The following is a 21,541-nucleotide window of genomic DNA, read 5'->3' on the forward strand; positions in this document are numbered from 1 at the left end:
AAGGGACAAGCCTAACCAATGGCCGGGTTTTACACCGCCCTCATCGACACGCCGCCGACGATCCAATGGCCTGGTTTGTCACCGCCGTGCACACCGCGCAGACGGGATCGCGGAATAGAGCGCGGTGCGGGCTTGCCCGCAGGCGATCAATCGGGACTAAAGTAACTCTTGCCTGAAATCCCGGCACGATCAAAAAATGCCTGATTACGCGCCCGCGCGTCGCCCAAAAGCGCATCCCATCCGATCAACTCTATCGAACCCCGGAATCCGCTCTGTGGCTGGTAAAGGCGTCCTCGGCCATCTGCCGTGTGCTGCCAAGTGTATGTCCACTCGTCGAGTTTGCCGACAATATCTGCAACAATGAAACAATGGAAAATCGTGCGATCATCGAGTTTGATTGGTCGCCCTTTTACGTCACTCAATCCCCCGCCCTGCAACTGCCGGACATAGCGTTCGACTTGCGATTGGGGGTTTTCGTTGTCGGCATAGTTAGTCCGACCTGGCCTTTTGAACTCAACCAAAAGGACTTTCGACGGCTCCTCGGTTTGCCGCAAACCGTGGACGTAATCGAAAATCAGCACGTCGGTCCGCTCGTCGCTTTCGATAGCCTGCGACAATGTTGAAAACTCGACGTCCGAGCTGAAATATTGCGCGAAGGTGAGCCGTTCGTCGATGATCCAGAGATCGTGAGACGATGCCGATTCAACCTTTTTGGTGCCATCCTCAATCGTGTTCACGCGCAGCGGACAAATGAACGAATGGAGGATGTCTTCACGCTGATACGAGCTATCTCGCGTATCATCGCGGACTTTTTCCAAGAGTATCTCGATGAAATCGAGAACGACTTTCCGGCGCACGACGTATTCTGCGAGACTGCGCTGCTCGGCGTCCTCTATCGCATTGCCTGCTTCGGTTATGGCGGCGGAGAAGGCGGAGGCATCCGCCTCGCCGCCCCTTAATCGGCTGAGAACAGACTTGATCTTTTCGGCTTGCCGCTGATCTCGCCGAAACCGCTCGCGGGCAAGGTGGCCATAGATGGCGTCCTCTTTCAGTTCGCCGGACGGGATTTTGGCCTGAAGCTCCTCGGTGTCGCCGAAGGCAACCGACGGATAGCTCTCGGTGATCTGTTCGATCTTCTCGCGTTGTTCGCCGCCGAGCTTTTCAAGGGGCGCTTTCAGAAACTCCTCGATGTGCGAGGTACAAACGTCACTGATGATGCGGTCCAGCACGACATCTTCAAACATGAACGCCGTCCGCTCTTGGTTCACATTCTTGTCCAGGTATTCGCCGGTCAAAATGGCGTGAAACACCCGGTCGCCGTCATCGCCAAAATATTTCAAGCCGAGCTTGCCGTCGATGCTTTGCGATTGAACTGTGCGGTCGTGGGCAATGAAGTGGACGAAATGATGCCCTTTGAGGTCGGCGCTGGCCACCTTGTCGCATTCCATCAAGGTAAGAAACAACAGGCCATAATCATCGGTTTCAAGGCGAATGTCCGCCAACTTGCGATGAACAATGTTGTCGATCTCGGCTGGGTAGTGGCGGGTCTCATCGCCTACATAAACCGAAATCTGCGGGCATGTTTTGCCAATGAACGTAGGCAGGAAATGCGATGTCAAATGTTGAAAGACGAAGCTGTCCCGACCCGGAAAATTCGACAGATACCCATTGTCCCGCAACCCATCGAAGCGAACGAAGAATGACGGGCTATCGGTCGATTCGGCTGCTTCGGCCTTCTCATTTTGAATCTGATCATCCTGCTTCAGCACAAAATCGAAAGAGCGGCGTTCCATACCATCCTTGGCTTTGAACGTGCTGACCACGCTAATTTTCTGAAAGCAATCCAGCCATAGGAGCCGCCCGACGCCCTTGCCCCCAATCGAAATCTTGTTGTCCGTGTCGGTTTCGGTGAAGGCGTCCCAATTCTTCTCGTCCAAGCCAAGGCCATTGTCTTCCACCGTCGCCCACACCTCATCCTTGTTGCGATTGGTGTTTACGGTGACGTGGATCTGCCCGTCATGGCTGACGGTCTCGGCAAACCGGTTCTGCACGGAATGGATGGCGTTGCTGATCGCCTCAAAGAGGGGCTGCATCGCCGCAGACACACTCTTCGGCTTTGGCAGCCGGTCGATGCGCTTCACGATGTTGGGTCTGAGCGATGTCATACGCGGGCTTTCTAGGTCAAATCACCTCCGCGCCAAACGCGATGAGGTTGGCGTTGGCGGGAGAGTTCAGGGTTAGAAGTGGCAGCCCGAGCGCGGCGGCGTCGCGCGCCAGGCTCTCCGTCTTTCCGTTCAGCGCGGCATGGGCGATCAAGATAGCCCCGCATAACGTGAGGATGTGGCGATTGCGGGCTTCGGCGGTGACGGCGGTGGTTCTGGTTTGTGTGGCGGGAAAGGGGCTGATGATTTCGGCTGCGCATGCTGCAATGCCGGCTTTGATTGCGGGCGACATCCGGTAGCCCTGAATGGCGCGAGCGAGGACGACCGTTACCGGTACGCCGCCGCGCAACAAGATGCGCAGCACGTCGCGTTCGATGGGTGTCTGGAATCCACCGATCACCGGCACACTCTCCGGCACCCGCGCATTGGCCCAATCCTGTGCTTTCAGGATGATGTCGCCGGGGCAGGACTGCGAACAGAAAAAGGCGATGGGCGCGCGCGCCGGCACTAACGCAGCGTCGCGCGCGGTGGTCGGCTCAATCGGCATCGTCCTCATTTGCACCCATGCGGTATTTAACGTCGTAGTTGATAATGAAGTCGAGTTCCTCATCGCTGAACCCGAAATGGGGGGCCAACAGACGGTCGATGTTGTCGATCAGTGGTTTTGATCTCTGGATTTTGAACGATTGAGTTTGTGTGGTCCCAGTTTGACGCTGCTCCCTTGTCAACATTACGCTGTTTCGATCTAGATCGGCGAGATACGCTGCTCCAGCGGCGGCGAGCGCAGTATCTTGCAGCATGGCATCGTTCACGCGGAAAGCTTGAATGTCGGCAGGATTGAGATCGCGGAGATTTGAAGCGATCGTATACCACCACCAGAACGTGGTGCTGCTCAAGAGCGCTACGACAGTCTTTGGATTGAATCCCGCTCGAAGCGGCAATCGGGTCTCGCGCGATGAGCTGCCCGGAACACCGTTCGCGAAAAAACGCGGGCGAGATGTCGTGAAAACCTTCCAGTAAAGTCCGCCGGTGGTGCGATAGTAAACTGGGTCTCCACCAGTGCCCCAGATACGTTCGAGCGTAATCGGTTGGTCAAAAATCTTCTTTAATATCGCCTGTTCGCTGGGATGCGTAAACTTCGGAACCCAGAACGAGGCGCGTTCACTCGGCGCAGAGACGTATGCAAGATTGAAAATGATTTGGTCACGAGCGTTGGCCGTCCACTTGGTATAGCCTGTTGTGTGGACTTTCGGGCTTTCGCTTGGGTTGGCGACATAAATAGTCAGTGCTCGATTGACGGTATCAAACAGCTTGGCTGGCCTCCAGGCGAAGTTTGAATACCAAGTTTCACGTCGGTTTTCGATGATCGCTTGGACAGGTTTCATTCGTGAAGTTGAAACCAAGGACATTGGCAGAATCATGCTGGTTCCGCCGCTCGGTGCCAGAAGGGCGGCAGAGCGCTCGATGAAAAGTGCATGAACCGCGCGTGTTTCAATCGTCACAAAGCCTTTGGGCAGGTAATCAATTTCTCGTGTTTCTAGATAGGGCGGATTCCCGATCACCACATCAAACCCGCCGCCATTGATGATCCCGTAAAATTCGATCAGCCAGTGGAATGGCTTGTGGCTCGCCTTCCACGCCGCGAAGCTGGCTTTGGCGGCAAGATCGGTGCCGACATCGACGCCATAGTCCTTGGCAAGGAACCTATCGAGCTGGCCCTCAAGCTCACCAAGGCGCTTGCGCAGTTCATCTTTGTGATCTGCGCCGATGCTGCCGTGCAGTGCGGTCTGCTGTTCGCGGAACAGGCGAAAGGCGGAATCGAGGTCTTGAGCGGCGGCCTCGATCTTTCCGGCGCGGTCGTCGAAATCGAAGCCCGATGCGTCTGTCACGCGTTTGACGTCGGTGAAGGAGGTGTAACCGATCAACGTATTCCCGGCGCGGATATTGAAATCTATATCGGGCAGCGGCTCGATCTGATCGGCGTGTTCCAGCTTTGATGCGAGTTTGAGGAACAGGCGGAGCTTACATATCTCCACCGCCTCATCCATGATATCAACTCCATAGAGATTGGCGATGATGATCGATTTGTAGATGAAATAATCGCGGTTTGGGTGGTGCGCGATTTGCACCAGCACGTCACGGAAATCGGAATAGAGCTGGCGCGGTCCGCTGCCCTCTGGCGCGGTCTCGACGAACTGCTCCATCCGCTCAAGGCAGGCGTCATACAAATCATAGAGGATATTGAGCGCGGCAAACAGGAACGCGCCCGAACCGCAGGCGGGGTCCAGCACCTTTATCGCGGAGATGCCTTTCCAGAAGGCGCGGACCAGATCGGGGCTTTCGGCATATTGGATCGCGTCGCGAGCGAACTGGCTGATATCGAGATTGTGGGTGATGAAATCTTCGATCGAGGCAATCTCGCCCGCCGCTGCCTTGGCCTTGATGCTTTCGAACCGCTCGCGCCGGGCAACGACTTCACGCCAGATTTCGGTGGGCAGGCCGTGGGTTGTGGGGGCGGTCCTGTTCCAGTCCCCCCGCTGCGCCACGTCGGCAATCCCCGCCGCGATGTTGGCGGGCAACGGGTTTTCGGTGCCGTGCTTGACCGCCTTGTAGATGTAGTCGTCGGGCCGTTCAGCCAGCATCCGCCACACCGCGCCGCCGGGTTCGAAGGCGACCTTGTCATGCCCGATCGCGTTCTGGAACAGCCAGGGAATGACGGTGTTCTTGGTGATGTAATCGGTGATGTCTTCCTTGGTGTAATAGGCCCCCATCTGCTTCTGGTTGATATATTTTTCGAAGATATGGCCCAGGACATCGGGGTTGATCTCACGCCCGTCGACGCGCTCAATGGCGCGGGTGTCGAGCGTCCATTCATATTGATCGAAGAAGTTGAACACGCCCTCAAAGGCGGCGTCGACGATGGCGATGGTGTTGCCGTCGGCCTCCAGTGCGTGCGGCTCAAACAGCCCGCCGTTGAGATAGGGGATGTTGCCGAGCAGCGTGGCAGTGTCCGCGTCACGCGCGTCCTTCGGCGTGGCGAGCCCGCCGTGAAACAGCTTGAGCAGGAAGGCGCGGTAGAAGCTGTGGAACTGGTCCGCGCCCTTGGTCGCGCGGACTGTGGCGAGGCGGTTCTTGAGATAGTTGATGTCGCCATCCAGGAAGCCTTTTTTCTGGATGAAATAGACGAACATCAGCCGGTTGAGCATGAGCGAGGCATACCACTGCCGGTCTGATACGCTCGCCAGCCCATCGATGAAGCCGAGGAAGCTGTCATGCTGCTGCTTGAAGGCTTCGTAGAACCGCTTGGTAATCTTCTCCCGATCAAACGCATCGCGCATCCGATGGGTCACACCGGACAGCGTAAGGCTTTCCTCCTCATCCAAGGCAAAGGCGATATGCGCGAGCTTTTGGATCAACCCTTCGGGATCACTGGTTGCCAGCCATAAATGTTCGCGGAAGGCGTCGGGCTTGCCCTTCTCACGCGCGACCCATTGCCAGATTTGCTTTGTCTGGGCGGCGTCGTTGAAGATAATCAGATGTTCAAAGACGCGCTTGGTGATTTCGCGTTCGATCTTTTGCCGGACGTTACGATCGGGAATGCTGGAGCAATGGAACACGCGGAATCCGCGCTTCTCCGCGATGGGCTGGAGATCGTAGGCGGTTCCGGCAATGTCGATCCGTTCCGGCTGGCGCGACGCAGGGCGGTCGCAGCCGAGTTCCTCGATGAACAATTTTGGAAGGTCGAACGCCTTCAGCAGCGCGGACGCGTTGGCCTTGTCGATTGCCATGTTATCCCTTCAACCCCATCGAACAGATGATCCGCATATCATTCTGTGCTTCATCCTTGTCTTGCTTCATGCACAAGCGGCCATCCTCTCGGAAGGCGATCACCATTTCGGCCAGTTTGGTATCGCTGATCCCGGTTTTAAGCTGGCGATTGAGCGCATCAATGGTCGATTGGAACAGCGGGAACTCGTAAATATCGCCCATCGCCTTTTCGACATCGCGGACGAAATGATCGGTGACAAACAGGCTGCGTTCGTTGCCTTGCTCGGCCAACCAGCGCTTCAACCGGTCATAGGTTTTGAAGCGCGCGCCGGAGGGGCGGCCGAGCGCGCCATGGGTGGTGCGCTCCTCTTGCATGAGATGCTCAACGCCCGACCGAACGATATCGTGGTGAAAATCCGTGCGTTCCAGCGCGGGTTCATCTGGGCTGCATTCGGCGGCGCGGAGAATGGCGAGAGGCGATTGGGTAAGAATATCGCCGTCGCGGCCCATCCACGCCAGCGCGTCATTGTCGTCGGGGGTGCGGATATAGACTAGCGCGCCTTCCTGTGCGTCCGGAACTGGTGGGGTGGCTTTGGTGGCGAACACCACGTCGGGCATGTCTTCAACCGCCTTTTGCAGCTTGGGATTATCCTTGATCGCACTTTGCCAAATCTGGAAGGCGTAGGAGGCGAGATCGACCTCGCCGTCATCCTCGCCATCGAGCACGCCCGACTTTTCGCTATACAGATCCTGAATCGGGTTGGCCTGGTCGTCGTCCTCGAAAAAGGCCTCGTCAGACCCCACGACTTCCTGGTTTTCCTTGAGCCGCGCACGAACACGGGCGCGAAGCCGGATGATCCGCTCGACGCCTTCGGCGGGCAGGAATGAATAGCAGTTGATGGTATCGGCCTGCTGCCCAATCCGGTCGACGCGGCCGGCCCGCTGGATCAGCCGGATGATCGCCCAAGGCAGGTCAAAGTTGACGATTGTGGCGCAATCTTGAAGGTTCTGGCCTTCGGATAGGACGTCGGTGGCGATGAGGATGCGAAGCTCGCCTTCGGCATCGGCGATAGTCTCTTTCTTATTGGATTTCGGGCTGAACCGCCAGGCGAGGCGCGTCGGGCTTTGCGATTGACCCGTGACGGCGGACATTGCGGTAACGCCTGCCTTTTTGAGCGCCGCATCAAGGTAGCGCGCCGTATCGGCAAACTGCGTGAAAATCAGGATTTTGTCGTTCGGATGATCGACCCTAACGAGGTCAATCAGCGCGCGGAGTTTGGTGTCGCGGTCTTCCTCCCAAGGGCCGCAGTGGCGCAGCACTTCACGCAGAGCGTCAACGTCGGCCATCAAGTCACTTTGAAGCGAACGCCGGAACAGGGCCGCCTTCAGCCATTTGAACCGTCTGGCCTTAGCGTGTGTGTAAACGCCGTAAATGTGCGCGGCCTGCGCTTGCAGGCGATCTATCTCAGTTGAGGCAATGGTGGCCTCTTCCTCACCTTCGGTAAACTCGCCATTCTCGAACAGGGTGCCAGCGGCTTCCGAGTCCGCGTCCTCATCGGTGAAATCAAGCAATTCGGCGTCCTGCGTTCCGATCGGAACCGGCAGGTCATTTTCGAGCGCGTGGAGATAGACGAGGTTGCGCATAACGTGGCGTTCAATCGACTGGATGAAGGCGGGGCCGCCGCTTTCGAGCCTCTTGAACAAGTTTGTCCGGCAAAACCCCATCAACCGGATGCCGGCGCGGCCAAGCCCGTCCATGATCCGGCCCTCGTCGGCTGTTGGAGGGTGCGCCGGGTCTGCGGCAAGATAGTTGGCGAGGCCATAGCGTGGCAGTTTCAGCCCATCGACGGCATATACCACCGCATCGGAATAGGTCTTCGCGTAAGGATCGCTGGGATCGTTATCGTTGATCGAAAACTTCACCGATTTGGGCTGCCGGACCGGGAAGTAGGATCGCGTGCCATCGGCAAACATGATGTATTTACGACCGTTGGCTTCATCGGTCTCGGCATAGTTTTGCAGAATGAATCCGCGTGTGCGGCGGATCATGTAAAGCCGCATCAATTCGCGCCAATCGTCGGTCTGATCGCTTTTCTCGAACGCGGGGAGCGAGCGCACCGCGCATTGGTGCTTGCGGACAAATTCGGTTTCACCGCCAAGGGCGCGGATCATCGCCTCCGGGCGAACGCCGATGTCTTGGTCGTCCTCGATGAACAAACGAAGTTGCGACGAAAGATCAATGAAGGACTTGTTGTAGGGGGTCGCTGACAGCAAAACGCAACGGCTATCATTGGACCGGACATAATCCTCAATAGCCTTGTAGCGCTTGCCCTCCCGATTTCGGAGGTTGTGGCTTTCGTCGATCAGGACGGTGCGATACCGCTTCAATTCCTTCAGCTCGGATTCGACGCGCGAAAGCGAGACGATCTTGGCGTTGAGTTCATAGGTCTCAACATAATCGTGCCACATGTCGAGAAGGTTTTTGGGGCATATGATCAGGCTGCGCCCATCGACTTCCTCAACGATTTTGAGAAGCGCGGATGCCATGATCGTCTTTCCGAGACCGACCACATCGCCGATCACCACGCCACCACGCTTGTTGAGGTGGTGCGCAGCCACCTTCACGGCGCTCGTCTGGAAGTCGAACAGCTTGTCTCCAAAAATGCGGGGGATGCGAAACTCAGATTGACCGTGCCGCGCCTCTTGCGCGAGGTGATAGGCGACCTTCAAATAGACGTGGTAGGGTTCGACCAGTGCCTCACTCGCCCAGCTTTCCTCGATGATCGCCGCCAGTTCTTCCGAAATGTCTATGCACCAGCGGTCATTCCAGCGATCCTCAAACCAGCGTGCCAGTTTGTCGCAGGCGTCGTGATCCATCACATCTACATTCAGTTCGCCCTGGAGCGAAAGACCCGCAAAAGTCAGATTGCTGCTGCCGACAAACCCCACTTTCGGGTTGATCGGGTCAGATCGGTGCAGCAAATAGAGCTTGGCGTGAAGCTGATGCTTAAGGAACAGCTTCACGGTCACTTTTCCACCGCGAATTTGCCGAGCCAGACGCCGCAAACCGGCCTCGTCATCGTTGCTCGGTGCGCCAAGGGCAAGTTGTGCGCGAAACCCCTCTGCTAACTCCTTTTTCAACTCCAAGGCACGTGCATTGTCGATTCCGTCGTCATGGAACGCAGTTGCCAGTTTTTCACGCAATCCATTTTCAGGTGACTTGTGCATCCCGACAAGAAGGCGACAAGCATTACCATCCTGACCAGACCAACCTTCGATATGTTGATCAATTTTGCGCCATCCACGCAGATTGAAGTAACCGACACAGAAGTCAGCACGCTCGGAGACTGACAATACTTTGCTCAATTCAGGCAATAAAGCATTGTCGATATTGTCAAAAATTCTCGGCATAGATTGCTTACTCGGAATTTAGCGTTGATGCCCTGCCTAACAGCATAGGCTGGATTGTAGAAGCGAGATGGTAACGCGCATAGCGACGCTCACCGGTGCGGATTAGCGCACCCTTTTCAATCAAGTCGTTCAAATCGCGTGTCACGGTCGCCAGACTGGCCCCGGTGATCGTCCGGTAGTTTCCGGCGCTTAACCCGCCTTCGAATCCGTCCGGCCCTTCACGGAACAAGCGAAGCAATGCCTTTTCCTGTCGTTCGTTGATCTCACCGCGCAAGCGATCGAGCAGCCGTGTCTTGTCGATCAGGAAGCGGATGCGGGTGATGGTCCGTGCCTGCGCCTCGATGACAATATTCGCAAACCATGTCAGCCAGGCATCAATGTCGTTGCTCTGGCTGCCGAGCTGAAGCGCGGCGTAATAGGCTTTGCGGTGGTGATGGATGGTTTCCGCAAGTGCCGTCAGCGTCGGGGCTGCCAGGCTTTGAGCCAATGCCTTTTCAGCAATGGCGCGCCCGATCCGGCCATTGCCGTCTTCAAAGGGATGGATGCTCTCGAACCACAGGTGCGAGATGGCGGCACGGGTGATCGCGGGAAGCGGGTTTGGTGACGACGGCGCGCTGTCATTGAACCACGCGATGAAGCGGGACATTTCTATCGGGACGGTATCCGACGGCGGTGCCTCGAAATGGACACGCGGCGCATGGAGTGCGCCCGAAACGATCTGCATCGCATCTTCGTGCGTCCGGTAGCGCCCGACATCGGCAATGTCGCGACGCCCGTTCATCAGCATCGCGTGCCACGCGAACAGTGTCCGATCATCGAGCGGCGCGGCATGGTTGCGATAAACATCGGCCATAAGTTCGGCGGCCCCGGCCTCAGCCGCGCTTGCGCGGCGCTGGTCGGCGGCAAAGCCCAGATGCCGTGCGAGCGACGACTGGACGCTGGCGCGGTCGAGGATTTCGCCCTCAATGGCTGAACTATCGACAACCTCCTGAGAGATGAGTTCGATGGTCAGGCCATCGCGCTCGTCGGCGTCCAGGTGGTGCATCGCACCGATGACGACGCCGGAGCCTTTCATGAACTGCTCTTCGGACGCGCGGAGGTGTTCCGCGTCGAAGCGGAAATCAGGCCAGTCGGGAAGTTGCCAGTTCCAGCGCATGATCGATAGGATGCCTTTCTATCAATCACGATATAGCCAGATTATGATTGATAAAGCGATAGCCAATCAATCATCAAAGGCACATTGTCGCTTCGCGCAGTAATTTGTGGCGATGGCCGCACCCCGGATGGGCTGCCCAGAGCCAGCATGACAATACCGTTCGATTGTCATTTCGCGCAGCGGAGCGCGGGACGTGCGACCCCAGGCGATCCGCTGATGCAGGCTCCAGCCCCCGTGCGGTGGGCTTTTCAGAGCCTGCTATTTTGGAATGGTGCCCCAAGCAGGACGAACATAACGAATATGTCTCGCCGTTGACACTACCATAGCGCCTGCGGACGCCGCCGACTACCGAGTGGCGCCTCATTCAATTCTTTTGCGCGCGACCCGGCCGACTAGCTGCGTGCTTTCAGCTGGGCCTGCGACCGACCGATCAGCCCCATGTAACGCTTTCCTGGATACCACGGCGTCTCTGCGATCGTGGAGAATCCCGGGATGCCGTCCATGTGGGCGACCATCCGTCGGCCGGTCGCCTCGTCGGGAAGCGGCCCCTTCATCGCGGCGACGTTCTCCTTGGCGTGCGCCGGGTTGGACGTCGCAGGCAGCACGCACGTGACGGCAGGATGCGACAGGACGTATTTGAGGAAGAACGCGGCCCAAGTCTCCGCCCCGAACTCGCGTGCAAAGGTCGGCGGATCGCGTCCTTCCACGACCTTGAACAGCCGGGCCTTCTCGAACGGCATGTTGACGTTGACCGCAACGCCGCGCCGTTGAGTCATCGGCAGGAGCATCTGCTCTGCGGCGCGATTGAATATGGAGTAATTCACCTGAAGGAAATCGAGATCGCCGCGCTCGACCCAGCTCGCCAACACGGGGTGGTAGACGTTTTCGCGATGGCTCACTCCCGTATAACGGATCCGTCCTTCGCGCTTCCAGGCGCGCAGATACGGGAGGACCACGTCAATGTTTATCAGGCTGTGGCACTGCATCAGGTCGATCTTGCTGCGCGAGAGGTGCCCCTCGGACAGATCGAGGCTGCGCCTGATGTGGCTCTCGTCGGCGAGATAATCGCCAGTCGCCCATATCTTGTTGGCGACGAACATCTGTTCGCCGATACCGAGCGCGGTCGCAAAATCGCCGACGGCAATCTCTGCCGAACCGTCGAGCGGCGAGGTGTCGATCAACCGCGCCCCGCCGTCCCAGTACGCCTGCATCACTTGGCGAAGGGCGTTGCGCTTGGCATCTGGGAGGAGGTCGAACGTGAGGAAGGTGCCTCGCCCGATCGCAGGCAACCGCTCGCCCGAACTCGGTATCGTTCTTCAACCGTCGAAGACAATAAGCATGACTGACCATCCAGTGGGCGGCTTCGCCGTCTCGCTCCCGTGGTTACGATAACCCGCCCGTCCGGCGTCTGCCCACGACGCAGAATATGGACGTAGCGGCGCAGTTTTGTTGCGCAAGAAAAGGAACGTTCATCAGCTTCGCCGGTTATTTCCTGACAGCGCCACGGACGGACATCTGACACTCTCTTCGCGGTTCCTCAGACGTGGAGATCGTGATGCGAACCCAAACTCTTGTCCGTGCCGATCAACTTGCAGATATGGCGAAGAACCAATTCCCTGGCGGAAGCGATGAATATCGCGCGGCACGTATTGCTTTGCTCGCCGAAGAAATCGAGTTTCGCCGCCATATGACGCGCTTGGCCGAGCAACGCCGCGCGCTGCCTGCCGGGCCTGTGATCGACAAGGACTACCGCTTTCAAGATGCCAATGGTGCCGATGTTGGTCTGATCGATCTGTTCGGCGACAAGGCTACGCTCGTCACCTATTTCTGGATGTATGGACCGCAACGCGAGCGGCCATGTCCGATGTGCACCAACTGGCTGGGATCCGTGAACGGGAACGCCCCCGATATCGCGCAGCGGGCTTCGCTGAAGATACTCGGTCGCAGCTCTGTCGAACGGCAACTTGCCTTTGCGCAGGAACGCGGTTGGGGCAATCTGGACTTCGTTCAGACCGTGAGTGACGATTATGCCGCTGACTTGGGACTGCTGAATGCCGACGGCACCGAGAGTCCGGCGTTGGTGGTGTTCAAGCGCAATGGCAACAACGTGCGTCTGTTCTGGTCGAGTGCGATGACGCTGGAAATGGCCGACCCCGACCAAGACCCGCGCGACGCGCCCGATATCGCCTCGCTGTGGTCGATCTTGGATCTGACGCCGGAAGGACGTGGAACCGATTGGTATCCGAAGCTGGAATATGCGCTATGACCGCAGCGGGAATCGCACGGCGCGAGCTGCTCGCAAGCAGCATTGCGTTGCCGCTGCTCACGTCCAGCATAGTCTGGCCTTCATTCGCCCTTGCTGCGACTGATGCTGGAGTCACACCCTTTAGCTATCGTGCGCCGCAATCGGCGCTGGATGATCTAAAGCGCCGACTGGCTAACCCTCGCTGGCCCGAGAACGAGACTGGCTCTGGGTGGGATCAAGGGCCACCGCTCGCGGCTTTGCAAAACCTCGTTACCTATTGGCGATCAACTTACGATTGGCGCAAAACTGAAACGAGACTTAACCGCTGGCCCCAATTTCGTACTGAAATCGACGGGCTGGGCATTCATTTCCTTCACGTCCGCTCGAAGCATCCGAACGCGCTTCCAATAATCCTGACGCATGGCTGGTCTAGCACGATCCTGCTTTTTCAAAAGGTGATCGACGCGCTGGTTGATCCGACCGCGCATGGTGGCACGGCGGCTGACGCGTTCCATGTCGTCATTCCTTCGCTGCCGGGTTTTGGTTTCTCCGACAAGCCGACCGCGCGCGGTTGGAATGCCAGTCGCACCGCTCAGGCTTGGGGCTTTTTGATGCAGCGCCTCGGCTATGACCGCTACGTGGCGCAAGGAGGCGACTGGGGTGCCTTCGTCTCGACGATGATGGCGAAGCAGCGTGCGCCCGGCCTTGCCGCGATCCATCTCAACTTCGCGCAGACAACTCCGGCGAAGATTCCGGCGAAATTGTTGCCCGACCAGAAGCGCGCGGTTGATGCGATGAAAGCCTTTCAAGAAAAGAGCTCCGCGTATTTCATGCTTCAGGCGACACGGCCGCAACTGGCGGGGTATCTGCTCGCCGATTCTCCCGTCGCCCAAGCCGCCTGGCTTTATGACCTTTTCAATTGGGGAACGGGAGTTACGGGCAACCCCGACGCGATCATCCCGCGCGACGATATGCTCGACGAGATCACGATATACTGGCTCACCAACAGCGCAGCGTCATCGGCGCGGTTCTACCTCGAAAACAGCAGCACGATGGCATCTCCCGTTCGTGTCGATTTGCCAGTGGCTGTGAGCGTTTTCCCCGACGACCTACCACCTGCGCGAAGCTGGGCTCCGCTCGTCTATCCAAAGCTATACTATTGGAATGAATTAAGCCGCGGGGGACATTTCGCTCAATTCGACGTTCCCGACCTGTTTATCAATGAAATGCGCAAAGCGTTCCAGACGATCCGTATGGCATGAATGCACCGTTCGTGTGCGACAGGAGACGAGTATGATCGACACCCCAACACGCAATGCGCAACATGAAGCGCTAGACGTATTCCTCGGCAAATGGACTGCGCGAGGAATGTCCTACGGCGGCACCGATCAATCGGGCCACGATCCGAAAGCCAATGGTGAGCCTTGGATCAGCACGCACGAGGGTGCGTGGCACACAGGGTCCTTCTTCCTCGTCCAAGACGAGCGAGCCGATATCGCCGCGAGCCGCTTCGACACTTTGAACATATTCGGCGTCGATACTGAAACCGATCAGTATTTCTTGCGGTCTTTTGAAAATCACGGGTTCTATCGAAACTATCAGATCGCTCGCGTTGGCGACGTCTGGACGCTGACAGGTGATGCGGAACGCGCCACCACGACGTTTGCGGACAATAACCGGACGCAGAATATTGTGTGGGAATGGAAGCGCGGCAACGTCTGGCTACCGCTTTGTGATCGCATCGCCGTTCGCGTCGATTGAAATGATCAAGAGCAAGATATTGGGCGCAACGGACCGTGTCGGGGGCGGTAAAAGTTTTCAGGCAGCGAGTTAAATCAGGTAAACGGTTGTTCCAAACCCCAATATTCGGCCGGCCAGTTACTTCGATACGCGCTGCTGTTGATTGATTCCATCGTCTTTGCGCACCCGGAGCGCGCGATACCCGACACCGAGGCAAGCACCTCTTGGCACGAGGAGATGGCCGCACTCTCGTCGCTCACCACGCTTCCCAACGCTCGACACTCGCGTTTGTAATCTCCAAAGCGACCTTATCAATAAATGCTTACGGGCGGGACGTAAGTGTGAACCAACCAACGGACGTAATCGGCGTTGCGCTTACCGTCGATAGCAGGGGAGCAGCGTGGTGGGATTGCCAGACTTTCGACTAGAGCGATTTCCGATCAGTCTGCATCGTAGCCGGCGTTGGCGAAGTAGTTGGCGCATTCTTGCGGTGTGTAGAGGTCGAGGATGCGGCCGATGGCGTTCCACAGCCCGTGGATGGTGCGCTCGGCGGCTTTTCGCAGATGCGCTTTGAGCTTGGAGAAGGCCTGCTCGATTGGGTTGAAGTCGGGGCTGTAGGGCGGCAGGAACAGGAGCTTGGCGCCGGCGCTCTCGATAGCGGTGCGAACGGCGGCCAGCTTGTGGCTCGACAGGTTGTCCATGATCACCACGTCACCCGGCTTCAGCTCGGGGACGAGGACGCGGGCGGTGTAGGTGGTGAACGCATCGCCGTTCATGGGTCCGTCGAGGACCCAGGGCGCGACCATGCCGCCCCGGCGCAGCCCGGCGACGAAGGTGGTCGTCTTCCAGTGCCCGAAGGGTATGCCGGCGCGCAGGCGCTCGCCGCGACGGCATCGACCATAGCGCCGCGCCATGTTGGTGGACGCCCAGGTTTCGTCGATGAAGACCAGGCGCTCGGGATCGAGGTCGAGCTGGCCCTCGAACCACTCCCATCGCCTGTTCAGGACATCGGGACGGTCTTGCTCGGTCGCGTGGCCGGTCTTTTTTTACGCGTGATCCCGTGACGTGCAAAGAAGCGCCACAGCGTGCCGATCCCGACCGGTGTGCCGCGCTCGGCCAGCATGGCCTGCAACTCGACCAAGGTGACATCCTTCTGCGCTTCCACCGTGGCGAGTAGGAACCCGGCATGCGCCTCGATCCGGGTGGAGCGTCGATCGCCGCCTTGCACCTTGGCGGCGGGGGTGCCGTGCAGGAGGAATAACTGTCGCCAACGGATCGCGCTGGCCGCGCTCACCCCGAACCGCTCGGCCGCACGCCGACACGACATACCGCCCACCACGGCAGCAACCAGCCGATCCCGAAGATCGCTCGACAAGGCTCGACCCATCCATGCCGGCCTCCTTCGCCAGCAGGGATCGTGAATCATAAAACCTCGCCCGTGGGAATCCCCTACGATTCAGGTCGCGTGGAAACCGCTCTAGAGACGGTTTTTCGAAACCGGAGTTCGCGGCCCGATGCAACCTAGCAGCTACCGACTGCGAAACATTGGCGCTCACTGTCCTTTTGAGCTGCATGGTGATGAGAGATAGCAGCGGGACAAACCCGCTCTTAGTGAAACCGCTCTCCCCGTGCGAGCTGCTCCACCATAACTTTCAGGCGTTTTGCGCGGGTCTCGGGCCGCTTGGCCGTGTGAAGGCGGTAGTAGATCGGATAAAGGTTCTTGCGGTCTAGAGTCGCGAAGAACGCCTTTGCAGTTGGGTTGCTTTCGAGGGCGGTCAGGAAATCCTCTGGAATCACCATGTCCGACGATCCAGCATAAGCATTTTCCCAGCGACCGTCAGCTTTCGCCGCGTCGATGTGGAGCTGACCTGCCGCTGTCATGCGTCCCGTCGCGATCAAGCGCTCGGCATGATCGCGGTTCTTTTTGGACCAGTTGGATTTTGGCTTTCGCGGTGTGAGCCGTTGCAGATAAGACCCGGCGTCGAGCGGCTTCTTCTGGCCGTCGATCCATCCATACGCAATGGCCTCCACGACACAATCGTTCCAGGCGACGGATCGTCTGCCCGACCCGTTCTTGTAGATGCGAACCCACAGTTCGGACGCGACTTCATGGTGGTTGGCCAGCCAGTCCCGAAGATCGGCGGAAGTTTCGAACGGGTTAGCCTCATCTGGCTGGTCTGGCATGATCTGTCCTTGATCAGGTTGATGTCGCCGGCATGGTGGTCGCAATGGTCTCGAACCTGGCACTCAAAGGCACGGCCTTCTCCACCGATGCTTTGGCGTCCGGGATGTCCATTGATGCCGCCCGCATCCCCCACCCGATCGGCCATATGCCGCAGAATGCGCGACAAACTGCGATTGCCACAGATGAGAGATTGTCACGAGTCTTGCGGACACACAAAAATCAAAAGTGGCTATCGAGAAACGCCGCCGCTTTGTCCGAAATTCCGACTACCTTGTTCGTCGCCTGACGATACAGTTTGAAATTCAGCTCGGTTCCCGGACGCTCATCATTCCATTCTTTGAGAGGCTTAAGTTCGCTCCGGCCCAGCCGCCGTTTTACGAGCGCGGTGCATCTGATAATGAGGCTCACGCGCGGCGTTTGCCGAGCGATACCACACCTTTTTGCGGTCGCTTCGGCTGAAATCACGATGCCGCGCGCGCAAAGCCCTTGGCCACCATCGTTTTCGCTTGCAAACACGAAGACAGTGTCCCCTTCGGCAATCTGCTTGCCTCCGTACATCGTTTTCTGTGCCGTGAACGAGAAGCTTTTCGCCCAAGGATCGCCAACTTCAGCCTTGATCGCGAACAACATACCTCTCCTTCTAGAGTGTCCCTGGCGTCGTAGTGCTATAGCGTATTCGAAGTGATCATCTTCATCGGTCGTGGCCCCGGATACCGTGACTCAGAGGCGGCTCGAACATTATTGCTGACGATCATCTTAGGCTTTGTGCGACAATATCCCCGGCAAGCCGTTGCGCATCGGTGATCATGATGCCATGGGCCACGCCCTCGTAGACCAAGAGGTCCGCCTGAGGGACGATTTGAGCAAAGCGACGCGCGGTCAGGTCAATCGGTGCAGAAGCATCCAAGTCGCCGTGAATGATCGTCACCGGGACGTCGATTGCGGCTGCCTCCTGCCGAAAATCCGCCTCGCCGATCACGCGCTGAAAATCGACTGCCATCCTGCGCGATGTATCCAGCACCATGGTGCTTAACCAGTTTATCACGCGTGTGGACGCCGTTGGTGCGAAAGGTTGGGCGTTGTCTTCAATCCACGACGCCAGGTTGGTTTCAATCTGAGCAACAACAGCTTCAAATCCCTCGCGCGGCACACCGTTGGGGTTTGTTTCGCCTGCCAGCATGCATGGCCCCGTCGCACCGACCAGAATGATTCGACCGACCCGGCCGGCCCCGTGGCGCGTGACATAGCGGATGACCTCACCGCTCGCCCCGGAGTGCGCGACCAAAGTCAGGTCATTCAGGTCAAGCGTTTCGATTACGGCAGCGAGGTCGTCGGCCAGGAGATCGTAGTCAATCCGCCCAGGATCCGTTGACCGGCCATGGCCGCGTCGATCATAGGCGGTCACTCGCAACCCTGCTGCTTGCAGCGCGACCATCGTCGCGCCCCAAATTCGCGAATCCATGGCCCATCCGGCGAGCAGAAGAACGGGCCTTCCGCTTCCCCAGTCGCGTACGAACAGCCGATGCCCGTCCGCGATATCGACGAAGGGGGCAGTCATGGTTCGACCCCATCGAGAAATCCCACCACCTGTTCAATGCGACCATCTTTGTCGACCTTGGCAATGTCGGTGCCGCCAGCAACGACCGATCCCCCTTCAGCGATCAGGCTCCATGAAAAACGGATAAAGTCGCTGTGGCCGTCAGGCGTGCCTCGAAGTACAAACTGATGGCCTGGAAACTGGATCCGAGCCGCTTCGACCATCGCTGCGATTCCATCATGTCCTTCACCTTTCATAAGCGGATCGACGTAAGTCGCATCAACGCGCCACGCCGTGCGAATGAGATCGCGGCGCCCTGCGTCATCCGCTTCATTCCAGATTTCGAGATAGCGCGCGGCTATCGTATGTGGGTCGGCCATGGTGATCTCCTTTTGATGACCCACCCTGACCCAATCAGCATGCCTTGACGATTACGTTCGAGGTAATGGTGATGACCCGCCACCCTGCTACGGTCTGGGCATGACAACGAGCTCAGAAACCGTTGGTGACCTTTTGCGTGGCTGGCGCCAGCGCCGTCGCTTCAGCCAGATGGATTTGGCAGGAGATGCCGAAATCTCAACTCGGCATTTGAGCTTTGTCGAAAGCGGCCGGGCATCACCAAGCCGAGAAATGCTGCTTCGACTTGCCGAACCCCTCGCGATTCCATTGCGAGAGCGCAACCGGCTACTACTCGCGGGCGGCTATGCGCCCGCCCATGATGAACGCCCTCTTGATGCGGCGGACATGGTGGCCGCGAGGGCGGCGGTTGAAGCTGTGCTCGAAGGCCATAAGCCATTCCCGGCCTTGGCGGTTGATCATCACTGGAACATGGTCGCTGCTAATGCGGCCCTCACGGCTTTGCTTTCTGGCGTCTCGCCCCGCTTGCTCGTGCCGCCGGTGAACGTGCTGCGGCTCAGCTTAGATCCTGAGGGGCTGGCTCCGCTCATCGTCAATCTAGCAGAGTGGCGTCACCACCTTTTGACACGCCTGCGTACGGAGGCGGATGCATCAGGGGACAGGGCGCTGGACGCACTCCTGGTAGATTTGCGCGCGCTGCCATTCACAGCCGGCGGCAAATCGTCCCGGCCCGTAAATCGGATCGCGGTACCTCTGGTGCTCAGCCATCCAAAGACTGGTGAAACGCTGTCCTTGCTTTCTACGACCACGGTATTTGGCACAGCAACCGACATCACCTTAGCCGAGCTTACCCTCGAATGTTTCTATCCCGCAGACGATGCGACACGGGCAATCTTGCTCGGACGTACCGGAGAGGAAATATGAGCGTATCCTATCTGATAGAGTTCGCCGTGCTGTCGGTTGAACGCGAACGCTTTCTGATTCTCCTGAACGGGGTGCTAGATATGATGCGTGGCGAGAAAATGTTCGTCAATGCTACCTTGCACGCCGATCCAAAAGACGAAAACCGGTTTCTTCTTCACGAGACATGGTCGGATCACGACGACGTTCTGGATGTCCAGCTCCACAAAGATTATCGCCATGCATGGCACGAAGCGCTTCCGACATTGCTGCAACAGCCGCGCTCTGTATCGTTGTGGACACCGCTTCGATATGATCGAACACCTCGCACTTAGGCCTGCGGCGGCGAACCACCTGCGCCAATCATCGCTGCTCCCGTCATGAAGAAGCGGCGCGTCCAAAAGTCCTCGAAAATCATCGTTGATCGCCGAAGCGAGCGAGGGATGCGCGTCGGGGCAAAGCGTATCTTCAAACAGTTTTTAAGCTTTGGTCCCTTGGTCCCTGGCCAGTCTCCATGTCCAAAGCGGATAGCAACATCGGTCTCGCGCGCTTCAAAGCTGGCAATACGGTGCTCGGAGACGACTTGAGTATCGAGGTCGATTGGTCGGCCCTGAAGGTCAGGGAGGCGAGGAATTAGCCAAAGCCGCGCAAAGGACGGCAAGACCCTGACGCGGATCGAATTCGGTCGTCGGGCCGAGCGCATGTCGCGCGCCAGTGCGGTACCGTCGTTCGTGTCAATCACCTTTGAGCAAAGGCGCTTCTTCACGAAATACATCAACAAGCCAGTTTACGAAAGCGTCTACGCGAGCAAGCCGTCGTACATCTTTATGCACAACAAGCCAGAATGTTCGCGTTAGCCTGACTTCTCGCTCAAGCACAGCCACAACATCGGGAAGCCTTTCACCTACGAAACGCGGAAGTATTCCAATCCCCGACCCCGCGCTTACTAAAGCCGCTTGAGCGTTGATACTTGTGCTACGAATGGAGGGAGTTAGATTAGCCGACACTTCTTCGTATAGACGTTGCTGTGGGACTTGGACCAGATCGGGAATGAAACCGACCAAATTGTGTTCTGATAAATGATCAATGGTTTGCGGCACTCCAACGCGGCTTAGGTAAGACGCGGCAGCATAAAACCCAAGAGTGTAATCGGTCAGCCGTCTTGCCACGAGTGGGCCACGCGCCGGTCGCGCGAGCATGATCGCAATATCGGCTTCTCGTCGCGAGGGGCTCAGAAAACCGCCTGATGCAACCAGATCGATGGTCAAGCTAGGTTGAAGGCTGCTGAACTCGTGCAGGCGCCTGGCCAGGATCCATGTGCCAAACGCTTCCGACGCGCTTATCCGCACATACCCCGTCAAAGCTTGCGCCGAGCCGACTTGGTCAGTCACGACGGCGGACGCGCAGCGCTCCATTCCTTCGGCCTGTTCAAGCAACTGGCGTCCGGTCTCTGTTAGCACGTAACCGGTGCGCGCCTGCTCCAGCAGGGTGGCGCCCACAGCGTTTTCGAGACGTGCCATTTTCCGTCCGACAGTCGCTCCGGCGAGGCCGAGTTGGCGCGCTGCCAAGTCGTGCCGACCTAGCCTCGCGACTGCGAGAAATACCCTAAGATCATCCCAGTTCACGAGATTCCATTTCTGCAATCAAGGCTTGCTTTAATGCTCTCTTGATAGCGAGTTTGTCCAGCCTATTCCTTAGACGAGTACGCACACCGACGGGAGCGACGATCTGAAACCGGAAATTCGTGGCCTCGTCCTTGCGCTGCTCTCCAGCGCGATCGGAGGTACCGCTATCGTCGCTACGCGAGCGCTCGTGGCAACCATCGATCCAGTTTTACTTGGTGCGCTGAGGTTCGGGATCGGAGTCCTCGCGCTTTGGCCGATCGCCGTCTGGAGCGGCCAGCGATGGCCGAGCCGGAGCGACCTTCCCTCCGTCGTTGCGCTCGGTCTGCTTTTTTTCGCCGCGTTTCCGATCCTGTTCAACCTTTGTGCACGGCGGTGACAAACCAGGCCATTGGATCGTCGGCGGCGTGTCGATGAGGGCGGTGTAAAACCCGGCCATTGGTTAGGCTTGTCCCTTT

Annotated in this window: 19 protein-coding genes; 6 read left to right on the forward strand and 13 right to left on the reverse strand. The window is 58.0% G+C overall.

Annotated features, from left to right (window positions below; genetic code table 11):
* Positions 1 to 146: 146 nt before the first annotated feature.
* The 6 genes from FHS79_RS17055 to FHS79_RS17080 form a co-directional block, all read right to left on the reverse strand.
* Entirely contained in the window at positions 147 to 2,141 is a 1,995-nt protein-coding gene (locus FHS79_RS17055) for an ATP-binding protein (RefSeq protein WP_207792418.1), read from the reverse strand.
* Between the two features lie 40 nt (positions 2,142 to 2,181).
* The gene (locus FHS79_RS17060; protein ID WP_184202807.1) at positions 2,182 to 2,709 is read right to left on the reverse strand and encodes a hypothetical protein; all 528 of its coding nucleotides are present in this window, start codon (positions 2,707 to 2,709) and stop codon (positions 2,182 to 2,184) included.
* Complete coding sequence (locus FHS79_RS17065; RefSeq protein ID WP_184202809.1) at positions 2,699 to 5,950, reverse strand: Eco57I restriction-modification methylase domain-containing protein; 3,252 nt, start codon at positions 5,948 to 5,950, stop codon at positions 2,699 to 2,701. The genes FHS79_RS17060 and FHS79_RS17065 overlap by 11 nt, the downstream gene beginning before the upstream one ends.
* A gap of 1 nt (position 5,951) precedes the next feature.
* Positions 5,952 to 9,296, reverse strand: coding sequence for a helicase-related protein (locus tag FHS79_RS17070; protein WP_207792419.1), 3,345 nt, complete (start codon positions 9,294 to 9,296; stop codon positions 5,952 to 5,954).
* Between the two features lie 52 nt (positions 9,297 to 9,348).
* The gene (locus FHS79_RS17075) at positions 9,349 to 10,497 is read right to left on the reverse strand and encodes a Fic family protein (RefSeq protein WP_184202813.1); all 1,149 of its coding nucleotides are present in this window, start codon (positions 10,495 to 10,497) and stop codon (positions 9,349 to 9,351) included.
* A 392-nt stretch (positions 10,498 to 10,889) separates the two neighbouring features.
* Positions 10,890 to 11,786 carry an aldo/keto reductase gene (locus FHS79_RS17080; RefSeq protein ID WP_184202815.1) on the reverse strand — a complete coding sequence of 299 codons (897 nt, stop codon included), beginning with the start codon at positions 11,784 to 11,786 and terminating at the stop codon, positions 10,890 to 10,892.
* A gap of 254 nt (positions 11,787 to 12,040) precedes the next feature.
* Between FHS79_RS17080 and FHS79_RS17085 the strand changes: the two genes are divergently transcribed.
* The 3 genes from FHS79_RS17085 to FHS79_RS17095 are packed head-to-tail and all read left to right on the forward strand — an operon-like array spanning position 12,041 to position 14,503.
* Complete coding sequence (locus tag FHS79_RS17085) at positions 12,041 to 12,763, forward strand: DUF899 family protein (RefSeq protein WP_341534478.1); 723 nt, start codon at positions 12,041 to 12,043, stop codon at positions 12,761 to 12,763.
* Positions 12,760 to 14,004, forward strand: a complete 1,245-nt coding sequence (locus tag FHS79_RS17090) for an epoxide hydrolase family protein (RefSeq protein ID WP_184202817.1) — start codon at positions 12,760 to 12,762, stop codon at positions 14,002 to 14,004. The genes FHS79_RS17085 and FHS79_RS17090 overlap by 4 nt, the downstream gene beginning before the upstream one ends.
* A 31-nt stretch (positions 14,005 to 14,035) precedes the next feature.
* Positions 14,036 to 14,503: a hypothetical protein gene (locus FHS79_RS17095; RefSeq protein ID WP_184202819.1), complete on the forward strand. Its 468-nt coding sequence runs from the start codon at positions 14,036 to 14,038 to the stop codon at positions 14,501 to 14,503.
* 419 nt (positions 14,504 to 14,922) lie between these two features.
* On the opposite strand, the gene FHS79_RS17100 is transcribed toward FHS79_RS17095, so the two are convergent.
* The 5 genes from FHS79_RS17100 to FHS79_RS17120 all read right to left on the reverse strand — a co-directional run bounded on the left by FHS79_RS17100 (position 14,923) and on the right by FHS79_RS17120 (position 18,584).
* Positions 14,923 to 15,869, reverse strand: a protein-coding gene (locus FHS79_RS17100; protein ID WP_184202821.1) for an IS630 family transposase whose coding sequence is annotated in 2 segments (ribosomal slippage) — positions 14,923 to 15,530 and positions 15,530 to 15,869 — 948 coding nt in all. Because the reading frame shifts where the segments join, the coding sequence is not laid out codon by codon here.
* A 221-nt stretch (positions 15,870 to 16,090) separates the two neighbouring features.
* Positions 16,091 to 16,666: a YdeI/OmpD-associated family protein gene (locus tag FHS79_RS19035; protein ID WP_184202823.1), complete on the reverse strand. Its 576-nt coding sequence runs from the start codon at positions 16,664 to 16,666 to the stop codon at positions 16,091 to 16,093.
* Between the two features lie 220 nt (positions 16,667 to 16,886).
* The gene (locus FHS79_RS17110; RefSeq protein ID WP_207792420.1) at positions 16,887 to 17,294 is read right to left on the reverse strand and encodes a hypothetical protein; all 408 of its coding nucleotides are present in this window, start codon (positions 17,292 to 17,294) and stop codon (positions 16,887 to 16,889) included.
* Positions 17,295 to 17,418: 124 nt separating this feature from the next.
* Entirely contained in the window at positions 17,419 to 18,225 is an 807-nt protein-coding gene (locus FHS79_RS17115) for an alpha/beta fold hydrolase (RefSeq protein ID WP_184202827.1), read from the reverse strand.
* On the reverse strand, positions 18,222 to 18,584 hold the full coding sequence (locus FHS79_RS17120; protein ID WP_184202829.1) for a nuclear transport factor 2 family protein: 363 nt from the start codon (positions 18,582 to 18,584) through the stop codon (positions 18,222 to 18,224). The genes FHS79_RS17115 and FHS79_RS17120 overlap by 4 nt, the downstream gene beginning before the upstream one ends.
* A 100-nt stretch (positions 18,585 to 18,684) precedes the next feature.
* On the opposite strand from FHS79_RS17120, the gene FHS79_RS17125 reads away from it, so the two are divergent.
* Together FHS79_RS17125 and FHS79_RS17130 are read left to right on the forward strand one after the other, a co-directional pair.
* Positions 18,685 to 19,485 carry a helix-turn-helix domain-containing protein gene (locus FHS79_RS17125; protein ID WP_184202831.1) on the forward strand — a complete coding sequence of 267 codons (801 nt, stop codon included), beginning with the start codon at positions 18,685 to 18,687 and terminating at the stop codon, positions 19,483 to 19,485.
* On the forward strand, positions 19,482 to 19,796 hold the full coding sequence (locus tag FHS79_RS17130) for a putative quinol monooxygenase (protein ID WP_184202832.1): 315 nt from the start codon (positions 19,482 to 19,484) through the stop codon (positions 19,794 to 19,796). The genes FHS79_RS17125 and FHS79_RS17130 overlap by 4 nt, the downstream gene beginning before the upstream one ends.
* Here the strand turns inward: FHS79_RS17130 and FHS79_RS17135 are convergent.
* Positions 19,793 to 20,236, reverse strand: a complete 444-nt coding sequence (locus FHS79_RS17135) for a type 2 periplasmic-binding domain-containing protein (RefSeq protein WP_184202834.1) — start codon at positions 20,234 to 20,236, stop codon at positions 19,793 to 19,795. The genes FHS79_RS17130 and FHS79_RS17135 overlap by 4 nt on opposite strands.
* Positions 20,196 to 21,086 carry a LysR family transcriptional regulator gene (locus tag FHS79_RS17140; RefSeq protein ID WP_184202836.1) on the reverse strand — a complete coding sequence of 297 codons (891 nt, stop codon included), beginning with the start codon at positions 21,084 to 21,086 and terminating at the stop codon, positions 20,196 to 20,198. The genes FHS79_RS17135 and FHS79_RS17140 overlap by 41 nt, the downstream gene beginning before the upstream one ends.
* A gap of 115 nt (positions 21,087 to 21,201) precedes the next feature.
* Here FHS79_RS17140 and FHS79_RS19480 point away from each other — a divergent pair, with 115 nt between their 5' ends.
* On the forward strand, positions 21,202 to 21,462 hold the full coding sequence (locus tag FHS79_RS19480; RefSeq protein WP_424022272.1) for an EamA family transporter: 261 nt from the start codon (positions 21,202 to 21,204) through the stop codon (positions 21,460 to 21,462).
* Positions 21,463 to 21,541 lie beyond the last annotated feature (79 nt).

The organism is Polymorphobacter multimanifer (assembly GCF_014205635.1).
GTDB lineage: Bacteria > Pseudomonadota > Alphaproteobacteria > Sphingomonadales > Sphingomonadaceae > Sandarakinorhabdus > Sandarakinorhabdus multimanifer.

Coding starts and splice junctions, on each gene's coding strand:
- FHS79_RS17060 (WP_184202807.1), bottom strand. CDS start 2,709: ATGCCGATTGAGCCGACCACCGCGCGCGACGCTGCGTTAGTGCCGGCG.
- FHS79_RS17065 (WP_184202809.1), bottom strand. CDS start 5,950: ATGGCAATCGACAAGGCCAACGCGTCCGCGCTGCTGAAGGCGTTCGAC.
- FHS79_RS17075 (WP_184202813.1), bottom strand. CDS start 10,497: ATGCGCTGGAACTGGCAACTTCCCGACTGGCCTGATTTCCGCTTCGAC.
- FHS79_RS17090 (WP_184202817.1), top strand. CDS start 12,760: ATGACCGCAGCGGGAATCGCACGGCGCGAGCTGCTCGCAAGCAGCATT.
- FHS79_RS17095 (WP_184202819.1), top strand. CDS start 14,036: ATGATCGACACCCCAACACGCAATGCGCAACATGAAGCGCTAGACGTA.
- FHS79_RS19035 (WP_184202823.1), bottom strand. CDS start 16,666: ATGCCAGACCAGCCAGATGAGGCTAACCCGTTCGAAACTTCCGCCGAT.
- FHS79_RS17115 (WP_184202827.1), bottom strand. CDS start 18,225: ATGACTGCCCCCTTCGTCGATATCGCGGACGGGCATCGGCTGTTCGTA.
- FHS79_RS17120 (WP_184202829.1), bottom strand. CDS start 18,584: ATGGCCGACCCACATACGATAGCCGCGCGCTATCTCGAAATCTGGAAT.
- FHS79_RS17125 (WP_184202831.1), top strand. CDS start 18,685: ATGACAACGAGCTCAGAAACCGTTGGTGACCTTTTGCGTGGCTGGCGC.
- FHS79_RS17130 (WP_184202832.1), top strand. CDS start 19,482: ATGAGCGTATCCTATCTGATAGAGTTCGCCGTGCTGTCGGTTGAACGC.
- FHS79_RS17135 (WP_184202834.1), bottom strand. CDS start 20,236: ATGTATTTCGTGAAGAAGCGCCTTTGCTCAAAGGTGATTGACACGAAC.